The organism is Bradyrhizobium sp. HKCCYLS3070 (genome assembly GCF_051167575.1).
In the GTDB taxonomy this organism is placed as follows: domain Bacteria; phylum Pseudomonadota; class Alphaproteobacteria; order Rhizobiales; family Xanthobacteraceae; genus Bradyrhizobium.
In genome coordinates, this window is the sequence record NZ_JBNPTI010000002.1 from 331,599 (window position 1) to 352,926 (window position 21,328).

7 protein-coding genes are annotated in these 21,328 nt (G+C 65.0%); 6 read left to right on the forward strand and 1 reads right to left on the reverse strand.

Annotated features, from left to right (window positions below; genetic code table 11):
- The first annotated feature begins 57 nt into the window (after window positions 1–57).
- Window positions 58–753: a TonB C-terminal domain-containing protein gene (locus ACQR03_RS10260; protein ID WP_315718477.1), complete on the forward strand. Its 696-nt coding sequence runs from the start codon at window positions 58–60 to the stop codon at window positions 751–753.
- Window positions 754–1,362: 609 nt separating this feature from the next.
- Complete coding sequence (locus tag ACQR03_RS10265) at window positions 1,363–15,078, forward strand: filamentous haemagglutinin family protein (protein WP_434841323.1); 13,716 nt, start codon at window positions 1,363–1,365, stop codon at window positions 15,076–15,078.
- Between the two features lie 219 nt (window positions 15,079–15,297).
- On the opposite strand, the gene ACQR03_RS10270 is transcribed toward ACQR03_RS10265, so the two are convergent.
- Window positions 15,298–15,873, reverse strand: a complete 576-nt coding sequence (locus ACQR03_RS10270; RefSeq protein ID WP_315718479.1) for an RNA polymerase sigma factor — start codon at window positions 15,871–15,873, stop codon at window positions 15,298–15,300.
- Window positions 15,874–16,340: 467 nt separating this feature from the next.
- On the opposite strand from ACQR03_RS10270, the gene ACQR03_RS10275 reads away from it, so the two are divergent.
- The 4 genes from ACQR03_RS10275 to ACQR03_RS10290 all read left to right on the forward strand — a co-directional run bounded on the left by ACQR03_RS10275 (window position 16,341) and on the right by ACQR03_RS10290 (window position 21,247).
- On the forward strand, window positions 16,341–18,296 hold the full coding sequence (locus ACQR03_RS10275) for a substrate-binding domain-containing protein (protein ID WP_315718480.1): 1,956 nt from the start codon (window positions 16,341–16,343) through the stop codon (window positions 18,294–18,296).
- A gap of 298 nt (window positions 18,297–18,594) precedes the next feature.
- On the forward strand, window positions 18,595–19,341 hold the full coding sequence (locus tag ACQR03_RS10280) for an energy transducer TonB (RefSeq protein WP_315718481.1): 747 nt from the start codon (window positions 18,595–18,597) through the stop codon (window positions 19,339–19,341).
- 116 nt (window positions 19,342–19,457) lie between these two features.
- Complete coding sequence (locus tag ACQR03_RS10285) at window positions 19,458–20,015, forward strand: RNA polymerase sigma factor (RefSeq protein WP_315718482.1); 558 nt, start codon at window positions 19,458–19,460, stop codon at window positions 20,013–20,015.
- A 260-nt stretch (window positions 20,016–20,275) separates the two neighbouring features.
- Window positions 20,276–21,247, forward strand: coding sequence for a FecR family protein (locus ACQR03_RS10290; RefSeq protein ID WP_315718494.1), 972 nt, complete (start codon window positions 20,276–20,278; stop codon window positions 21,245–21,247).
- Window positions 21,248–21,328: the final 81 nt, after the last annotated feature.

Below are 21,328 nucleotides of genomic sequence, written 5' to 3' on the forward strand. Positions count from 1 at the left end.
CGTTCGATGGGGAGGGAGCGTCACCATCAAATTGCGGCTGTGTCGGCCAGGAGCGGCGTGCTGCATCGTACCGTCTTGCCGCTGCTGGTCGCCATGGCGTTCATGCTCGTCAATGCGGCGGCGAGTTTGGCTGTCGAAGCCGGCAGCCCAGGCGACGAGCAGCCCCGCTTCTTTACAATTCCAGCGCAGCCACTTGCGGCGGCGCTACAGGCCTTCGGCCAGACGGCTGGAGTTCAATTGCTCTATGAAAGCAGGTCGGCTGAAGGACGACAGTCCGCGGCGATCGACGGACTCTATACCTCCCGTGAGGCCTTGATCAGGCTCCTGGCGGGCACCGATCTCAAAATCCAATACAGCCGCCCTGGAGCGGTGACGCTGATGCTTGATGCTCCGACCGGTTCCGATGGTGTCACGCCACGATTTGGCGCGGATCTGTCGCTCGGAACGCTGCACGTCCGGGGCGAAGCGGCGAGCACGTCACACTCGCAGGAGTTCAGTGACTCGGTGCGGAGGGATGTCCATAACGCGCTGCGCAGCAACCCCCGGACGCGCGACGGCAACTATCGCGCGGTCGTGAACCTGTGGATCAACAACGAGCGCACCATCGAGCAGGTCGAGGTGGCCGCCACATCCGGCGATCCGGCGCGGGATACATCCTTGATCGCGGCATTGCGTGGGCTCACCATGAGTCGCCCACAACCGCCCGGAACGGCGCAGCCGGTCCGTGTCGGCGTCAGTGTCCGGACGTACTGACGTTTCGGTTCTCGCTTGGTCGACCGTCCCGCCGTGGACGTTGGCGGCGGTCATGCGCTCAGGTTGCGTTATTCGACTGGATCGCGCATCCGGCCGGCACGCGGCGTCGACATTCCGCCGATCGCGACCGAAACTCTTTCGGTGCCGGTCCCGATCAATCGTCTGTTTACCAGTGAACCGACCCACAGCGGCGCGCGTCCCGGACGCGCGCTTGGAGGTGAGGTTGCGCGCGCCGGAAATCAGGAGCGAACGATGTCGCAGGGCAGGTCGATGCACGCGAGGCGGGCAGCAGTGGCGATCACGTGCCAGCGACGTGCTGTGCATGCGGGCGACAGCGGCCGGCGCTCGCCGGACATCGGGGTACAGGCGCCGGCTGCAGGTCCCGCCGTCGCGTACCGGCACGCTGCGTGCGGGGCGCATACGTCCCGCTTCAAGCGATTGGTATGGCTCGGTTGCGTGAGTGCAATCGCGCTCTTCTTGAATGGCGCTGCCGTCCAGGCGCGACCACTCGGTGCGTCGGGGGCGGCGTCGGCTGCCGCCGCGGCGAGCGCTGCAGCCTCGGCCGCCTCTCAACAGGCAGCAACGATCGCAAAGCAGTCGCAGGATGCGATGACCAAGGCTGCAGCCATGCTGAAGGCGATGCAAGCGGCGCAGGCTGCTGCCCGCAATGTCGCGACGACCGGCACGTCGAACAGCCTCGGCGTCGGCCTTCCGGCTGTGACCGACGGTTTGTCGCCCGGCGGCCTCGTGGTCGATCCACGCGTCGTGAACGCTTCCCAGGCCGGCACGGCCACCAACCTCTGGAGCGGAGCCGACCAGCCGGTTCAGTCCGCGAGCAATGGCCAGACCACGGTCACGATCAAGCAGACCGCCTCTCAGGCGATCATGACCTGGTACCAGTTCAATGTCGGCAAGAACACCACACTCGTTTTCGATCAGAAGGGCAATCCCGGCTGGGTTGCTCTCAACCGCGTGGATGCGACCGGCAAGCCGAGCCAGATCCTCGGCAACATCAAGGCCGATGGCACGGTTCTGCTGATCAATCCGAACGGCATCATCTTCGGCGGCGCCAGTCAGGTGAATGTCGGGTCACTGATTGCGACCACCCACGATATCGCTGGAACCTCGACCGCTGCTGCCTCGGCCTTCTCGGGTACCAGCCCGAACTACAGCCTGCAGAGCGTCACCGCGAACGGTACGTCGTACTCGTTTGCCGCACCGGCCAACGAGAGCGGCGCTAACGACTTCTTCCTGCAGAGCGGGCTTTTCGTCACGGCCGCAACGAACTCCAACGGACTCTCGGTGGCCAGCGGCAAATCTGCCGTCTTCGTGATGGGCGACCAGACGCTGGGATCGCTCGGCGGCGGCGGCATCGTGGTGCAGCCGGGTGCGAACATCACCGCCAACCCCGGTGGCTCGACGACCAGCAACGGCTATGTAGCGCTGATCGGACCTACGGTCACCAATTCCGGCACGCTGACCGCCATTAATGGCCAGATCGTCCTCGCAGCTGGAAGCGGGATCGTGCTCACCGAGCCGTTCTCGTCGGCGACCGGGGTCAAGCAGGCGCTGACGGCGACCTCGTTCACGCCGGGCACGACCACAGTGTTTGTCAACGTGGCGAATCAGGACCAGATCGCGCTCTCGGCGGCGATCGCGACCAAATCTCTCACCACGGTTTTGCCGAATGGCGGCCTCGTTACCAATGATGGCCTGATCGTCTCCAACGACGGTGCGGTCAGCGTGGTCGCCGATAGCATCCGCCAACTCGGAGTGATCGAAGCTACGACGAGCGTCACCCGACCTGGGTCGATCGGTCTGAGCACATCCTACACGGCTCCGACGGCCAACGGAGCGATCGGGAGCATCGTGCTCGGACCGAGCAGCCTGACGACGATCCTGCCGGACGAGACCAGCAGCACCATCCCCACCAATACGGCCACGTCGACCTATTTCGCGGCCAACATCCAGCCGCAGATCTCGATCAAGGCGAGCGGTGACGTCGACCTGCAAGGCACTGCAGATGGTGCTGGAGGGGCGTTCCTCAGGGCGCCCGGAGCGGCGGTCGAACTGGCGGCCGGAGTTCTGTCAAGTGGGACGAGCGGCACCGTTCTGATGGAAACGGGCAGCAGCATCGACCTGTCAGGTCTCGTCGGCGTGACCTTGCCGACTTCCAACTACATATTGAGCTTTAAGGTGACTGCTGCCGAGGTCGCGGATACGCCGCTGGCGCGGGGGCTGATCGGCAGCACCGTCACGATCGATGCACGGCTCAGCGGAACGCGGGCCGACGGATTTTCGTGGGTCGGTTCGCCGCTTCTCAATGCCCAGGGCTTTACCGGCCTGATTCCGAAGACGATCGAAGAGTTGCTGACCGTGGGCGGCAAGCTCACGATCACTGCGGGACAGAACGCGATCACGCTGCCTGGTTCCTCGATCAACCTCTCCGGCGGCTATGTCCAATATGCCCCGGGCTTCGTGGCCACGACACGGGTGGTCGGCTCCAACGGCCGCGTCTACAACATTGGCAGCGCGCCGTCCGATCTCAGCTACACCGTTCTCAGCGGCTTCACGGTCGATCATGCACGCTGGGGCGTGACCGAGACCTACGCCAGCATGTTGGCGGCCGGCTATTATGATCCGGGCTACGTCTCCGGCCGAAGCGCCGGCTCCGCCGGCTTCACCGCGGCCGCGCCAATTCTGGAAGGATCGTTCGTATCGGGGATCGTTGTCGGTGAGCGCCAGCGCGCCGGCCTCGAAAGCATGCCGAATGGCGCAGGACTCGGCGTGACCCTGTCGGGCACCAACAGCACGACCTACACAGTGTTGCTCGAACCGCGGGCCGACGCCGGCCTGGATCCGTTCGGCATGTCGACGTTCAAGCTCGGAACATCCTGGTCTCCGACGCTGGTCGCGCTTGCCGACGGCACGCTGGCATTCCCGGTGTTCAGCGACCTCCTCACATCGTCAGCCTTCCGCAGTGTCAGCATCAACACCGGCAGCAATGCCATGCTGCAGATGACCGCAGATGCCGCGCTCACCGTGCTGCCCGGTGGCAGCGTGACGCTCGGCAACGTCGAGCGGATCGACGGGACCATCACGGCGCGCAGCGGCAGCATCGTCCTGACGGGATCGACCATCGACACCGGGCTCGCCCGATCCGTGGCGGTGCAGGATCTCCTCGTCACGGGTCGGCTCGATGTCAGCGGACTGTGGATCAACGACAGCGGCGCCGCTAACGGCTCGCTGCTCGGATCCGCCTATGTCGACGGCGGCTTGGTGACGATCAGCACGACGGCGGACATCGTCCCCACGATCGGAGCTTTGATCGGATCGGGAACGACCACCTCCGGAACCGACCTTAGCAAGACGGTCGACAACATCGTCAGTGCGACCGACGACCTCACGCGCAGCATCACGTTGGCGAAAGGAAGCGTCATCGACGTCTCGAGCGGGGGCTATCTCGATCGCGGCGGTGTCCTTAAGAGAGGTGCCGACGGGGTGCCGCTCGGACGAGGTGGAAGTCTCAGCCTCAATACCTACGTCTCGTCTCGTTCGTTCCTGCTGCCGACCTATGACGTTGCGAAGACTGCGATCCTGGACAGCTCAGGAAAAGTCCTGGTGAATGCGGGCGGCACCTTCTATCACGCGTCGGCTACGCTGGATCTCGGCACCGTCATCTTTACGCCGATCCAGAGTGGCTATCGTGCCAACACCTATATGCAAGGGAGCATCTACGCCCAGAGTTTTGCCGGGGGAGGCACTTTCACACTCAAGGCGCCCTACCTCCAGGTCGGTGGGACCGACACGGTCTCCTATGCACCGGGTGAGACCCAGAGTGGCGGCGTCGGCCAGATCAACCTGCCGACCTCCTTCTTCAGCAAAAGCGGGTTCGGCAGCTACGCGCTGATCGGGCTGGCGGAAGCCAATGTAGCCGCAAACACCGCGCTGACGCTGCAACAGTCGAATCTCCTGACCCCGGCTCCCGGATCGCTGGCAGGGACCGCGACGAACGCTGCAAAGGCGAGCGATCTTGCCCAGGCCGGGACCGTGATCGATGGCCTGCGCAAGCCGCTCAATCTGTCGCTCACGCAGTCCGGCATCGATCTGTCCCAGTCCGGCTTTGCGAACGTGACCGGCGGTATCAATGTCGGCGCGGGGACGACGATTACCGCCGATGCCGGAGCAACAGTGAGCTTGGTCGCCGATCAGGCCGTGAGCTTTAAAGGCAGCATTGCCGCCGGGGCGGGCGCCACGGTCACGATGGTCTCGAACAATGCCGCCTTGACCGTCGCCGGCAGCGTCAAGGCGCAAGGCGGGGCTATCAACCTCGCGAGCGCTGGCAACCTCACGATCGCCGCCGGCAGCATGCTCGACGTGAGCGGCGTGTTCGTGCCCGATCCGACAGTGAGCCGTTATACGACCGGAACGGTCTATGATGGCGGCACGGTCACCCTGCTCAGCAACGCCACGGTCGAGGTGCAGCCGGGTGCCACGATCAACATTGCCGGCGCGGCGGGGGTGATCGAAGTCCCCGTCGGGCGCGAGCTCCAGACCCAGGCGGTGTGGAGCAATGGCGGCACGCTGCAGATTGGAGGCGTCACGGTCTATCTCGGTGGCACCTTGTCCGCGGCCGGAGGCGCGCCGCTGGCCACGGGTGGATCCCTGTCACTCGGTGATTTCGCGTTGCCGGGGACGCTTGCGTCCTATGGGTCGATCATCTCCAACATCTACAACGCCGATACGCAATCTGTCATTGGCATCAGGTCCGGCATCCTGATCGCCCAGAGCGGTCTGGCGACGCCGTCCACGACTGTCACGCTCACCGCCGACACGATCAACAATAGCGGACTCAGCTCCGTGTCGCTCGCGGCCGGAGGATATTTGGGCGTGCAAAATAAAGCCACGATCGGGTTTGCCGGGTCGACGGAGATCAGCGTGCCAGGATCGCTGGTGCTTCACAGCGGAAGCAACCTGATCAGCATCCTGGCGGCCGGCGCCAAATTGGCCAATCTCAATGATACTCCGACGAGCGTCGGTGGCGCGACCGTCACGCTCGACGCCGGTTACGTCCGGCTGGCAGGGAGCAGCTATGAGCAATTCCCCTCTCCCCCCGCAGCGAAGAACTTGGCGGACGGCACGCTCTATGTCGGCTCGGACGGCGTATCCCATGGCCGCTTTGTCACGCAATGGATCGATCTCCAGGGTGACCTGTCACTGGTGAATGTCGGCAATGCCACGCTGACCACGGCCGGCGCAGTGCGGCTGCTGCCCGGCCGCTATGGCAGCGAAGCTGTTGCGCCCACCGGCACCACGCTCGGCGGCTACTTCGTCACGCCCGGTCGGCTCACCATCACGGCGTCCGAGATCTTTCCAGCCACGAGCACCGCCTTCCTGCTGATGTCGACGATGAGCGTCAGCGATTCCTCGCCGACGCTGACCATCAGGCAATATGCTGGTAGCTCGCCGACCGCGCCGCTGTCGGCCGGCGGCACGCTCGTGCTCGACGCGCAGAACATCGAGCAGGACGGCACGCTGTGGGCGCCGCTCGGCAACATCGTCATCGGGCTGCGCTCGGCCGCCGACATGCCGCTGGCGGTGACCCAGTCGATCGTGTCGACATCGGCAACGGCCTATTCGGGCGCACTGGCGCAGACCCAGTCGGTGACTCTCGGCGCCGGCAGTCTGACCGCGGTCTCGACCGGCGGTCTCGACATCCCCTATGGAACGACGGTCGATGGCGCGACCTGGTACTACGGCATCAATCTGAACAATAGCTCTAGTCCCGTTCCCCAACAAACCGCAGCGCCGGCAAAATCGATCAGCGTCTTCGGCTCCTCGGTCAAGCTGGGCGGCAGCATCGATGCCAGCGGCGGTGGCGACGTGTACGCGGTCGAATATGTCCCGGGCACTGGCGGGACCCGCAACGTCCTGCTCAACTATCAGACGGTTTCAACCGTCACCTCGAGCGGCACGACCACCAGCTTCACGTCGACATATGCCGATGGACGTCAGGTCTACGCGCTAGTGCCGGCCTACGAGGCCCAGGTGGCCGCCTACGACCCGGCCTTCGCCACCTATCCTTTTTATTCCGGGAAGAGCGTGACGTCCGCCGGTCTCGTTGCAAGCGGGAGCAAGCTGTCCAGCTTCCCCGCTTCGGCCTTGAACAATGCCGCCGGGATCGCGCCGGGGACCTCCGTCACCTTGAGCGGTGGCAACGGAATCGCGGCCGGCACCTATGTGCTGCTCCCCGGCATGTACGCGACCTTGCCCGGCGCCTACCGGGTTGTGCAATACGCAGCCGGTGCTGCAGCATCGACCGGCAGCTTCACCGGGGCCGACGGCTCGGTCTATGTGACCGGCTCTTTCGGCAATGCGATCACGGGTGCCCGCTCGTCGCAAACGGTGCTGTTCCAGCTGCAATCGCAGGCGGTCTGGGGACAGTCCTCCAAGATCAACATCACCAGCGGCACCAGCTATTTCTCGAGCTACGCGGCAAACAACGGCCTCGCGCCGACTGCTCTGCCGGTCGATGGCGGACTGCTCGTGATCGGTGCCACCAGCCGGCTGAGCCTCGGCGGCACCAACAATTTTGCCGCCGGCAGCAGCGATCTGGCGCCGGCGGTCCAGGGGGCGACCGGGCAGATCGACATCGCGGCCGCGAACATCGCGATCGTCGCCAGCGATCGGCTGGGCCAGTTCGGCACCGTCGCCGCCGATGGCAGCTTCACGGCAAGCGCGGCGTTCAGCAATTATCTGTTCCTGGATGCCGACCAGATCAGCAATCTCGGCGCCGGCAGCGTGCTGATCGGCGGCACCGCGTCCGTCACCTCGCCGGGCTCGATCACGGCGATTGCCACGAATCTCGAGGTCGCGTCCGATGCACAGCATCAGCTCGGTGGTCCCGAGCTGATCCTGGTCACCCAGGCCGGCGGCGCCAGAGGACTCACCGTCGATGCCGGCAGCGTGGTTACCACCAAGGGAACCGTATCCGGGACCAGCCGGAACATCACGCTGAGTGGGGACGGCGCATTGCTGCGGGTGTCGAACGGCCGCATGGTTTCCGTTACCCGCAGCGGCGCCACCGGCACCGGGAGCTTCGCCATCGGCACGGCTGTTGGAACGGCGCAGCTCGTGGCCGGCGCCGGCGTCGTGATCACGGCCGGCAATTCGCTCATGGTCGATACCAGCGGCTCGGGTGCGTTCGCGCCCGATTTGGCGAACAGCAATGGTGCGTCCACGACCGGCGTCACGCTCAAGGCGCCCAACCTGTCGATCGCCGCGAACACGTTCAATTTCGGTCCCGAGGGCCTGGCGGCCAGCGGCCTCAATCTGACGCCCGGTCAGTTCAACAGCCTGTTTGCCGGGGCCACGTCGGTGACCCTGCGCAGCAATACCGGATTCGACTTCTACGACCAGGCCGGCCTGACGCTCGGTGACGCCGCCAATCCGATCGGCACGCTGACCTTCGACGGCTCCGGCTTTTACAGCATCGGCAGCAACACGAGCGGGGCTGGCGCCACGGATTGCTCTGCCTACTGTGCCACCATCGCGGCGACCAACATTACTCTCATCAACAGCCGCGGCGCGTCCGGCGTCAGCGCCGACCCGACCGTCGTCGCCGGCGCAGGCGGCACGCTCAACCTCAATGCTGCCAAGGTGATCACCGCAGATGCCGGCGCCAAGAGCTTCGGCGGGTTCAGTAAGGTCAACTGGAACGCTTCCGACGGCATCGTCTTCACCGGAGCAGGCAGCATCGATGCGGCTGTCGCCACCGCGACGGCAAAGTTCAACCTCAGCTCGGTCAAGATCAACAACGCTGGCACGGGATATACCAGCGTGCCGACGGTGACGATCTCCGGCGCCGGCGGAACGACGGCGACCGGCACCGCGCTGCTCGGCATCGTATCGTTCAACGTGTCTACCTCCGGCAGCGGATCGAGCTATCGCAACGGTGATCTGATCACGATCAAGGACTCGGTCACGGGAGCCGTTGCCACCGGAACGGCCGTCATCAGCTCCACGGGCGCCATCACCGGCGTCAACATCATCTCCGGCGGTTCCGGCTTCAGCGGCGTCCTCGCCAACTTGACGCTGACGGTCTCTGCCGGCTCGGGCTCCGGCGCGGCCATCGGCACGACAGCCTCACCCACCGTGGGGCTTCAACCGCAGTTCGGTGTGGTCGGCGTGAACGTGACAGGAGGCACAGGCTACACCGGAATTCCGACGGTCACGATTTCCGGCGGCGGCGGCTCCGGTGCCTCCGTGCAGGCGGTCGCCACGGTTAGTTCCCTGACGGTCGCCAATGGCGGCACCGGTTACACGAGCGCGCCGCTCGTCACCATCACCGGAGGCGGCGGCGCCGGTGCGGCGGCGACGGCCACGCTCGGCGGCACGGGCATCTCCGGGCTGACCCTGACCAATGGCGGAACCGGCTACACCAGCGTGCCGACCATCTCGATCTGGGGCGGCTCCGATCTCACGCTGTCGGCGCCTGACGTCGTGGTGAAAGCCGGCGCCAATCAGACGGTCACCGCACGCGGCAATCTCGTGGTGCAGGGAAATGGCGCCAGCGTGTTTGCCGCCGACAACAGCATCAGCGGCAAGCTGGCGCTGACCGGGGCGTCGGTCACGGCCCGGAACGGCGTGCATATCGATGCCGCCGGCGGCAAGGTCAGCCTGACTGCGGCGGCGGGGGACGTCGCGCTCACGTCCGGCGCCGCGATCAACGCCCAGGGCTTGCGGCTGCCGGTGAACGATCAGTTCATGGATGCGCCGGGCGGCAGCGTGCAGCTGATCTCCAGCCTCGGCAATGTCAGCATCGTCGGCGCGACCGTCGACGTGTCCAATCCCTATGCCGGCTATGCCGGGTCGCTCGCAATCCAGACCGGCAACAACGGCACGACCGGCACCGCCACGCTGGCGGGCACGCTCAATGGCGCAGCGCGGTTCAACGATCTCGGCGGCACTTTCAGCCTGCTAGCGGGCAACCTGAACGGCACGCTGCCGCTCGACGGCGCGACGCCGAACTTCTCGAGCAGTTTCACGGTGAGCTTGCAGAGCGGCAACATCGAGCTTCCGGCAGGCGCGACACTGACGTCGCGCAACGTCCAGCTCACTGCCAATGGCGGCAGCGTCAATGTCGGCGGCACCATCGATGCGCGCGGTCTCAGCGGCGGCCAGATCTCGCTGTTCGGAACGGGAACGTTGCCGTCGTCATCCGGCTGCACGAGCTCCTGTGGCGTGTGGATCCAATCGTCCGCGCGGCTGCTTGCTAGCGCCGTCACCCAGGATGATGCCGCCTTCAGCCGCTATTCCACGCTCGACAACGGCGCCACCAATCCCAACGGCGGCACCATCACCCTCGCCACGACGGGAACGCCGACGCCGAACGCCTATGATCCCACCTACGGCTTCGAGCAGGTGGCGAGCGCCAATTCCGGCTGGATCAAGGTCGATGCCGGCGCGGTTCTCGACGTGAGCGGCGGGCCCACGGCGCCAGCCGGCCAGGTCATCGTGCGCGCGCCACTGCTCAGCGACTCCACGGTGAACGTGCGCTTCAAGGGCAACGTCGTCACCAACGGATCGACGTCCGGCGGCGGCCTGGCGCTGAACGCCTATGCGACCTGGAGCACCACGGACGGCACGACGGCGGGCCGCCATTTCGACGGCATCATCGATCCTGCCGGCTGGTTCGACGGCACGGGCACGCGGGTCGCCGGCACCGTGATCGCCGGAGATACCATCAGCTACAGCTCGACCTCGACCTTCACCGCGGTGCCGACGATTCTGGTGGGTGGCGCCAGCGGGGTGGCCACCGCGATCATGACCACCCAGGCGGGGAATCTTACGCCGACAACAGCCAACAAGGGATCGGGCTTCGGCACAGCGAGTCGAACTTGCAGGGGCGGCGGTGCGACATTCACCTGTTATTCCGATGCTGCCATGACGCTCAATCCGGTCGTCGTGACATTGACGGGCGGCGGCAGCGGCAGCGGACTGGTCGTGAAGTCGCTGACCTTCATTTCGGGTGCCGTCAGCACGGTCACTGTGGATAACACCGCCGCCATCGGCTATACCAGCCCGGTCACGTTGACCGTGACCGGGGGCACGACGGCGGCAACCGTGACAGCCAACCTGCTCATCGCAGGCCTCGTTCCCACCAATCCGAACACGACCTACGCCACTGCTCCGGCCGTGACGGCCAACGGTGTGGCTCTCACCGCCAAATATACGGTCCAGCAATCCTATTCGCTGTCGCAGACGACCAACGTCGCGCAGGGCATCGGCATCTTCGTGCCGACCACGGCGAACGCCGATCACGTCAATTTCTATCAGACCACGCTGACCGGCTTCGTTCAGAAGGCGCTCGCGGGCTCCGTCAGCGCGGGCGACGGCGACGCGTTCGATTTCGCCAGCGGGCTCGGTGCCATCCTGCACGTGCGTCCCGAGCTCGTGCTGTCGAACCCGTCATCGTCGATCAATGCCGGCAACGTCACGGTCGCCAGCAACTGGAACCTCGGCGGCGTGAAGGGCCTGACAAACGCAACAGCATTCACGGCCGTGAACGGCACGTCGGTCGCCGCGAATACCGTCATCACCGACGTCGCCGGCAAGCTTCTCGCCAACTACACGAACTACACCGGGCAGCTCGTCGCCACGGCCAATACGCCGCTGGCTTATCGAACTGCTGCCGGGGAGCCCGGCGTCCTGACCGTGCGTGCGGTCAACGACGTCGCCGTCAAGGCGACCATCAGCGATGGCTTCTACGAGACACGGGACTACTTCGGTGGATCCGTTGCCGTGGCCGACCTGATCGCCAACAATCCGGCGCTGTCGGGCAAAGTGGCCGATTACAATACGACGGCCGCAGCGGATCTGATGTCGCGAGTCCAAGGCGTCAACAATGGCTCGTTCTCGATCAACCTGGTCGCGAGCGCGGCTTTCACCTCCAATCGCGACACGACGGTGAACCCATACGCGGTCACACCTGTGTGGGCGCTCACCGGCGCCTTGACCGGCAATGTCAATATCGACGGCCACGGGAACTATTTCTTGTCGGCGACGAAGCTGCTCATGATCCCGACATTGGTACGCACAGGAACCGGCAACATCTCGATTGCCGCGGCCGGCAATTTCCAGCTGCTCGATCAATTGGCTCCGGGTGCAGTCTATACCGCGGGCGCGGCGACAGCGACGCCCAGCGATTTCACGCCGTTGACGCTCCCGTCCAACTACAATTGCTACGGCTGTTCCAATGGAAGCGTGAACGTGCCGACCTGGGCCGCAGGCGGTGGTTCGGTGTCCATCAGCGCCGGGCAGTCGATCATCGGGGTGGAGACGCCGATCGACAATGCTGCGGGATCACAGACCGGAACGGCCTATCAGTATATGATGCAGCTGTGGAGCAATTGGTACTTCCATGGCGGCTGGGGCAATGGGACGTCGACACCATTCGCCAATTGCACCGGCGTGGCAAGCTGCCAAACCACAGCTTGGATCAACTACGCGTCGTTCTTCCAGGGCATCGGTTCGCTCGGGGGCGGCAACGCGACCCTGGTGGCGGGGAACGACATCAAGCAGATCGGGGTCTCGCTTCCCGAAACCCTGGTCGTCGCCGGTGGCCTCACCGCCAGCGATCCGGCGCACATGGTCACCTATGGCGGCGGCAACCTGTCGGTGCAGGCCGGCGGCAACCTTCTCAGCGGCGACTTCCTGGTCGGGCTCGGCAGCGGTCGGATCAAGGTCGGCGGCTCGATCAGTGCGGACCCCAACTCCGCGCTTTCGGCGACGATCCGGACCGGAAATTCGAACGCGACCGCCAAGGCGAGAACGACTTCGCCGACCGGTAAACCGCTTGATCTGATCCTCGGCGCGCAGAACGGATTCATCAGCGCGATGGCCGGCGGCAGCATCAACCTCCTGTCCGTCTATGATCCGGCGCAACTGCCCGTCGTTTCCAACGTCGCCCTGCCAGCAGCGTCCAATCTGGCGACGTCCTCCTGGATGGGCACGCCTTTCACCAGTTACGGGGCCCAGAGTGGCGTCTCGCTAACCAGCGTCTCCAGCGACATCACTCTCGCAACCGCGACTGCGGGCACATTGGTGCCCAAGGGCACCAACGTCTATGGAACCAGCGTTCCTGGGATTTACCCCGCCACCTTGGACGTCACGGCCCTCAGCGGATCCATCCTCGTCGGTGCCGTGGGGCAGAGCATCAATATCATCCCAATCCCGAGCTCCACCGGGACGGCTTCGGGAACGCTGTCGCTAATGGCGGCCCAGTCGATCAATATCGGTGCCGCCTCAGGGATCTCCATGCTGGATCTGGCGACCGGAGCGTCGAGCAGATACGTGCATAGCGCCGCCACCGGTCAAAGCTACATCAATCCGCTCGGGCAAACCTTTGCCGATCTGACCCAGGCGCTGCACGCCAATGACCCGGTGCCGGTGATCATCGCCGCGGGACAGGATATCACTATAGCGAGCACCGCCGCCATCGCGCTGATCAAGCCGGCCGCCATGACCGCGGGTAACAACATTCTGTCTGAATTAGCGATCAGGTCGGCTGTCGACGGTGTCCCGCAGACCAATGCCGGACTTGCGACCATCACCTTCCAGAACAACAATGTCAGCGACGTCACATCTCTGGTGGCGGGAAACTCCATCATCGGCGGTTCCTATGTTCTCTACGGTCCCGGCTCGTGGCTGATCCAGGCCGGGCGCAACATCGGTCCGCTCCGCCAGAGCCAGAACGGCTACGCGGGCCTGGTCGCGGCAGGCAATGGCACCAACTATGGCACCAATACGGATGTTCCGGGACAACTGGTCAAATACCTGCCGAACCAGAGCGCCGACATCTATGTGATGGCCGGCGTCAGGCCGCAGCACATCGACTACGCGGCAGTGATCGCCGAATATGTCGATCCGGCCCGGTCGGTCACCAGCGGGATCGATCTGTTGCGGCTCATCGCCGCCAGGCTCAACGACGGGATTGATCCGTCCAAGTCGTGGGACACAGCCACCCGCGCCAAGGCATGGAGCGACTTCAATGCGCTTGCCGTAGACAAACAGCACGGCTTGGTCGATCAGGCGCTGAGCGGCTATTTCGGCACCGGCGCGCGCGCCAACTATATCGCCTTCATCAACACCTATATCGCGCCGACGGCGCCGGATGTCGGCTTCGATTTCCTGGCCGACATCGCCGGCGTCCTTGGAATCACGAAGGACGCCGCGAGTGCGAGGTTCGCCACCATCGCCGCCGGACAGGATACGCCCAGCTTGCGCGAGAAGCTCGCCATCGTCAGCAGTTTCAACGACTTCCTCATCCGGGTCGGCAAGGATCGCAACGATCCGGCCAGCGCGTATGCCGGCGAGTATGGCCGCGCCTATGCTGCGATCTCGACCCTGTTCCCGGCGGCGCTCGGCTATACCGACAACCGCCCCGTCAACGGCGTCAACGGCGCAGCCAATCGCGTCGTGACAGGCACGATCTCGCTCGGCGGCTCGGTGCTCGAGACACAGATGGGCAACGACATCAACATCCTGGTGCCCGGCGGCAACATCAATGTCGGCCGCAATGGAAGTGACCTGCTGAGTCCCATTCAGGAAGGAATTTTCACGCTCGCCGGCGGGACGATTCGCGGCTACAGCGACGGCACGATCCAGCTCGCGCAGAGCCGGGTCATGACCATGCAGGGCGGCGACATCGACCTGTTCTCCGCCAATGGCGACATCAACGCCGGGCAGGGCTCCAAGACCTATGCGGCCAGTCCGCCGCAGCAGACCATCTGCGACGCCAACGGCTATTGCTACCTCAATCCGACCGGATTGGTGACCGGCGCCGGCATCGCCGCGCTGGTCACGCGGATGGGGCAGGACCCGAGCCAGAGCGACGTCAACCTGTACGCGCCGACCGGCACCATCGACGCCGGCGCGGCCGGAATTCGCGTCGCCGGCAATCTCAGCCTCGGTGCCGCGCATATCCTCAACGCCTTCAACATCAACGTCCAGGGTGCGACGACAGGCCTTCCGACCGTCGCGCCGCCGCCGGTGGCGGCCTTGACCCTCGGCAACAACACGGCGGCCGCGCCGCAGAAGCTCGCGCCGTCGCAGCAGTCGTCCACTGATGCGCGGCCGTCGGTGATCATCGTCGAAGTGCTCGGCTATGGTGGCAGCGGCCAGGGCAGTTCCGGCACCGACACGCCTGCGCGCAACGGCGCAGGCCAGAGCGGCAACAACAGCGGCGCCATGGCGCCTCAGAGCGGTGGATCCAAGCCCGAGGCCTGCAAGGATGGCGCGGCGGAGTGCCGTCCACAGCCGTGAGCCGGCGTCATATGGCTCCGCGCGAGCAGGCCGGTAACGTCATGTCTTTTCGTCGCGCGGGTAAGCTGCGCTTCGATGAGACCGAGGGCGAGCGCCGCAGGTCGCCTTTTGTTGGCGCTGCGTCGACTCGACGACGACAGGGTCGGAAGGCCCCCGCGAGACAGTCCAGCTTGTGAAAGGTCCGCGGCGATGGCGCGGACGGCCGTCATCGCCGCGGTCCTAACTACCAGTGTCTTCCAGCGCCGGCGTCCAGGCCCGCACGGGAGGGCAAGGCAACAGGCGGGCGTCTGGCCGTGACGGTGCCCGCCGCTCCAGCGAACGATCGAGCTGGCCTGCGCAATGGAGCAGCGCCTCGCGCAACTCGACCTGAATCCGGCGGGTGGAAATCCGGTGCCGTCGGGCGATCTCGTGCACCGATAGCTCATCGACGAAGGTCGCGAAGACGATGTCGCGCTGACGTGCGGAGAGTTGCCCCAGCACACGGCTCAGTGCCGCCATTTCGGAGCGGGACTCTGCGATGCGGGCGGGATCAGGCGAATCGTCCGGAATCTCGAGCAGCGCGTCGATCTCCGATGTCGTGAGCCTGCGGCTCTCAGCCACGCGGCGGTTGGTTGCGAGATTGAGCGCGGTCCGGAACAGATAGGCGCGCGGACTCTGGATGACGCCGACGTCGTTGCCGCATTCCAGGCGCAGGAACGTATCCTGAAGCGCCTCGCCCGCCAGCTCGGTCGAACCTAATCGGCGGGCGAGCCGCCGCTTCAGTTCGTCATAGCCATCGATCAGCGCGCGCAGCAACGCCGCTCGGCCCGGATCCCGCATTTCTGAAACGCCCGCCCCTGGGTGACCTTTCGGAACACGCGGCCGCGAAGGTCTCGTCACTAACAAAGTACCGGCTCACAATGACTGACCCATGACATGTGTTGCAGCACGTGTCTCAAACACAGAGTTGTGCTCGCTCGCAGCCACCAAGGTTCCGGCGCACTGCTCGATCACCGAACGGTAGCGCGAGATTTTTCGAAGAAAGAGATTCGCTGAGACGCCGTGTCGATTGTCTCTCCCATGCAAGCCACCGATTGCAATGATGCGGGCGAGCTTTGTGGGATCGTCAATCCGTCCCCAATGATCGCACCGGTCGTGCCGGAGAGTGGATCGCTCGTCCGACTGATCGTTGCATCACGATGGGTCCTCCTCCCATCGATGATGACCTGCATCATTGTGCATCGAAGGCTCGCAATCCGACTGCAACCCCACGGAGATTTCCGATGACGACTCGTTCTTCGATCAGCCGCCTGCGCTGCACCGCTTCGGTGCTGGTGCTGTCGACCGCCGCGACCTTTGCCGCAGCGGTGCAGCCCGTCGCTGCCCAGACCGCCGTCTACGGCGGCGGCAGCACGCTGGTATCGCTCGCCATGCGTCAGGCGATGGACTGCTATAACGCGCAGACCGTGACCAGCGACGGCTACAGCTTCTCGACCGGCTTCAATGCGGCGACCCCGACTCCCGGATTGCTTCCCGCAACGCCGGACGGCGCCAATTGCAGCCAGCTCGGTGCGCTCGGAACGGTCGGTCTCTACGCCGCGGTCGGCTCCGGTGCCGGCCAGCGCGCCTTCATCACCAACGATCCGAAGCAGCTGCTGCGTGGCAGCGCGCCGTCGCTGTCGCTGCCGGCCGTGCCGCCGGTGTTCCTCGAGAGCAGCGTTCCGGCGCTCGCGACCTATCCCTATGCGCGCGTCGACTTCGGCGCCGGTGACTCGCCGCTTCCGAGCTCGCCGACGAACACGCCGAGCGTGACGGCCCTGACCAACTTCTCCTCGGTCAGCAACTGGCAGAACCAGACCACCATCACGGCCAGCAACGCATCCTCGGCAACGGCCTACAACGCTGCCGCATTCGGTCCGGCGATCCAGCTGCCTATGATCGAGGCGCCGGTCGCGATCGTCGTCAACACCAACGCCACCCCGACGGCCACGTGGACCATCAACTCGGCCGGCACCGCGGGCGCCCCCGGCTCGGCGATCCAGCTCTCGACCGCTCAGCTCTGCGCCATCTTCTCGGGCGAGGTGCGCGACTGGAGCTCCACCGCTGCCATCGCGGCGCTCGACAACGCCGGTCAGGCCCGCGTCCAGACGTTCATGGACGACAACACCGGCAACGGCGGCGCGGCTCAGGCCTATGTGTCGAACTCGCTGCCGATCCAGATCGCGTTCCGTTCCGACGGCTCCGGCACCAGCTTCATCCTCACCAACTTCCTCGCCAACAGCTGCCCGCAACTCGACGACACCGCTGGTTCGCACAACTACGCGAAGATCTTCACCGGCGTGGGCGTCACTTTCGCCAGCACGGTCGTCACGCTCAACGACCAGGTGACCGGTACGACCACGACCACCACGATCGCCGCCAAGACCAACGCGTCGGCCGCCAACCTGCCGTCGACGACCTTCGCCAACCTGATCGCCAACATCAAGGCCGTGAAGGGTGTGGACGTCTCGACCGGCGCCGGCGGCTGGCTCGCGGGCAACGGTACCGGCGAAGTCGCCGACACCGTCAACAGCAACGCGCAGGATGCCAACGGCAACTATCTGGGCGGCCGCATCGGCTATGTCAGCAACGACTTCGCCAAGCCCTACAACCCCGCCGCCAGCGCGCCGCTGTCGGCCAGCGTCCAGAACGATGATCAGCGTGCTCGTGGCGTCTATCACCCGGGTGACCTTGGGGAGAGCTTCGTTGCGCCGACCCCGGCATCGGCCGATAACGCTTTCAGGAGCGTTGCGGTCCCCACTGGCACAACCTATACGGCTTGGAATCTGTACAACCAACAGTATGCGGCCGGTGCAACGTTGGCCGATGGCGTGACGGTTGTTCCTGCCGACGGGAAAGTGAGCGGGGTGAACGTTGTCGGCAAGTCGCAGCTCGGTCTGCCGATCATCGCGGGTGCCTATCCCGTCACGGGCACGACCTTCGCCTATCTCTATAGCTGCTACAACACGGCGTCGGCCCCGACCCGCGTGGCGGACATCACCAACTTCCTGAATTGGTTCTATTCGAGCCAGGATGCGGCCAGCGTGCTGCAGAACAACGGCTTCAATGCTTTGAATAGCGCCTTTGTGACGGCGATCAGCTCGTCGTACCTGGCCTCAGGCAGCGGCACTGCCATCGCCGCCAGCTCGACCCAGGTCGACGGTTGCAGCACCGTCGCCGCTGGCGCCGGCGCTCAGTAAGGCAGCTGCAGGCGACGCGGGTCCCGTGCAGATCGCCCAGTCACGATCCTGAGCCGGGCGCCGTCATGGCGCCCGGTTTCGTTTTGTAGTTGCAGACTCCAAATTGCTGAACGCCTCTGACGTCGAGGCTCCGCGAGCGGCCCAAACGATCGCGCGGCGCCTCGACATCGGATCAATAACGCGATACCAGCTTGGCTATGCCAGGGAAGATGTCCGCGGGAAAGATCATGTGGCGCTCGGCGTCCCTCAGCCGGCCGGTTCATGATTTCGGCATGCGTGCTTGAATGGATTGAATTCGATGGCGCAGAGCGCGTGGTGGTCCAAGCACCTTGATGAGGAGTCGCAGCATCACGACTGGCGTGCGGCGGCCCCGGCAATCGGTCTGCGCTCGCTCGCAGCCGTTGCGATGACCGTGCCAGCCCTTCTGGCCGTCGGCGTGTATTGGCTGCGTCACACGCCGACCGGCACCGGAATGCACTCGAGTGACAACGTGATGCAGGTGCGGCTCGTCGCGTCGCCGGCGGCTGATGCCGCGCGGCCGGCCGTTACACCGACCGCGCCGGCCTTGTCTCCGGCCAGCGCTCCGGCTCAGGATCCGAAAGTCGTCGCTGCTGCAGTCGTGGCGGGGTCCGAGAGCGTGACGACCCGGGATTCAACAGCTTCGGGCCTGGTGTTGTCGCATCTGCCGGCCGCGCCGGCCTGGGACGCGCCTGTTCCTGGCTCGCCGCTGGCCGCCCAGCAGACCAAGCCTGACCAAAAGACGATGACCTTCGTTCGCACGGTCAAGTCGCACATCGCCCGCTTTCAATATTATCCTGAACGTGCCCAGCGCGATCGCATCCAGGGACAGGTCGGCCTTGTGCTCACGCTGCGACGTGACGGCACGGTCACCAACGTCCGCATCGCGTCGAGTTCCGGTTTTGCCTCTCTCGACGCTGCCGCCGTCGACACGGTGAAGAGGGCGCAGCCGCTGCCGAGCATTCCGGTGGAATTGCCCGGGCAGCTCAGCCTGGACTACACGATCGCGTTCGATCTGCCACAGTAGTTGGTCAACGGCGTCGCCATCTCTGGTCGTCACGTCACTGTCATTCTCCGCCGATAGGTACAACAGTGGGGTTGAGAACCGCCTGCAAATGCGGGCGGCGTCACGGGGCTGCGTTGGTGTCCTACTCGAACAGCAAATCGCTGCGTGATGTGCTCGCGGCGGACTATGAAAGTCTGGCCCGCCGCCTGACGCGCTGCCTCGGCTCGCCGGATGTCGCGCGCGAGGCGCTTCACGAAGCCTTCGTACGGGCGGATCGCGTCTCCGATGCCATCCCCGTTCGCAGTCCCGTCGACTATCTGTTCCGGATGGCGCTCAATTTGGCAAAGGATCACCGCAAGAGCGAGCGCCGGCTGCTGAACGCCTCGGAAATCGAAGCGATCATGGCTCTGCCCGACGAGCGGCCGGGACCTGCAGCCGAGGTCGAGGCTCGCTTCGAACTCGAACAATTCGAAAAGGCGCTTGCGGAGTTGCCGCCGCGAAAGCGCGACGTCTTCATCTGTGCTCACCTCGAGTTGATGCCGCATCGTGAGATCGCCCAGCGTTTCAGCATCAACGTACGCACCGTCGAATTCGATCTGCAGCATGCCATGGAGCATCTCGGCCGCCGGCTCGGGCGCAAGGTGGTCCGCCGATTCGGTCCTCGCGCCGTCTCTCAATCCAGCAATCGCAGCTAGCGCGGCGCGATCGAGCGAGAAGGGAGCTTGCTGCATTCCGGCTTTGTACGCTATTCAGCGGTGCACCAGCGCCCGGATAGAACTGCGGCTCCGCCGATATCGAGATTGACGCGTGCGAAGTATTCGATTTTCCCTTTCGGTCCAGCGCTATACGAATCGTCTATCAGATGACCGCAGGGCGTTGCCATGAGGGAACCGTCCTTCGGCCGCCGAAACGAGCGAGCCTCATCTTGATCGCAGGCGACGACAGCCAGTCGGACATGGATCAGACCCTTCGTCAGGCTTTGGCATGGGTGATCCGTCTTCATTCCGGGGAGGCAACCTCGGACGATGCTACTGCGTTGACGTCGTGGCGACAGCGAAGCCCTGAGCACGAAGCCGCGTTTCGGCAGGCGGTCACGCTATGGCGCGGCTTTGGCGACGCCACCCGCAAGCTCGCTGGCGATGCTGCGTTCGTCAAAGCAGCTTCGCGCCCGGAGCCGATGCCTCGTGCTGGTCTCGGCCGCCGCGCGCTGATCGGCGGAGCGATTGCGGCTGCAGCTTCAGTGGCCGGCGGCTATCTGGCGCTCCGTCCGCCGTTGGATCTCTGGCCGTCGCTGCAGGAACTGTCCGCCGACATGCGGACGGCCAAGGGCGAGCGGCGCAGCGTTGCGCTGGCGAGTGACGCCTCCCTGGTGCTCAACACCCAGACCAGCATCGCCTTGCGACCCGCGGATGGGCCACGGCGGTTCGAACTCATTTCGGGAGAGACCGCGGTGCAGTGCGGATCGACCGCACGGGACCCGGTCGTCATCGATGCTGCAGGCGGTCAGATTACGGCGTCGCAGGCCGACTTCAACCTGAAGTGCCTCGATGGTCTCGTGACCGTCTCGTGTCTCGACGGCAGCGTCGATGTTGCGTGCAAGAGCCGTGTCGTCAAGCTCGTCAAAGCTCAGCAGATTTCCTACTCGGGCGACAAAGGGCTTGGCTCGACCTCGCGGCTGGATCTCGACACGGCCAAGGCCTGGCAGAATGGCCTTCTGATCGTGCGCGATTGGCCGGTCAGTCGCCTGGTCACCGAGATCAACCGCTATCGCCCGGGCAAGATCGTGGTCCTGGACGAGCAACTCGGGCGGCGCATGATTTCCGGGACGTTTCATCTCGACCGCCTGGATGATTTCATCAGCCAGGCCGAGAACCTGTTCGGAGCCAAGGCACGCTCGCTGCCGGGCGGTCTCGTTCTGCTGAGCTGATATCTCCTCACGGAGCGTGACGGCGCTGGATCGCCGTAGCTTCAGAACTACAAATGTAGCGCACGGACTACGCCGGAGGCG

Excerpts from the sequence above, each read along its gene's own strand:
- ACQR03_RS10265 (WP_434841323.1), top strand. The coding sequence starts at position 1,363 with ATGACCAAGGCTGCAGCCATGCTGAAGGCGATGCAAGCGGCGCAGGCT.
- ACQR03_RS10275 (WP_315718480.1), top strand. The coding sequence starts at position 16,341 with ATGACGACTCGTTCTTCGATCAGCCGCCTGCGCTGCACCGCTTCGGTG.
- ACQR03_RS10280 (WP_315718481.1), top strand. The coding sequence starts at position 18,595 with ATGGCGCAGAGCGCGTGGTGGTCCAAGCACCTTGATGAGGAGTCGCAG.
- ACQR03_RS10290 (WP_315718494.1), top strand. The coding sequence starts at position 20,276 with ATGGATCAGACCCTTCGTCAGGCTTTGGCATGGGTGATCCGTCTTCAT.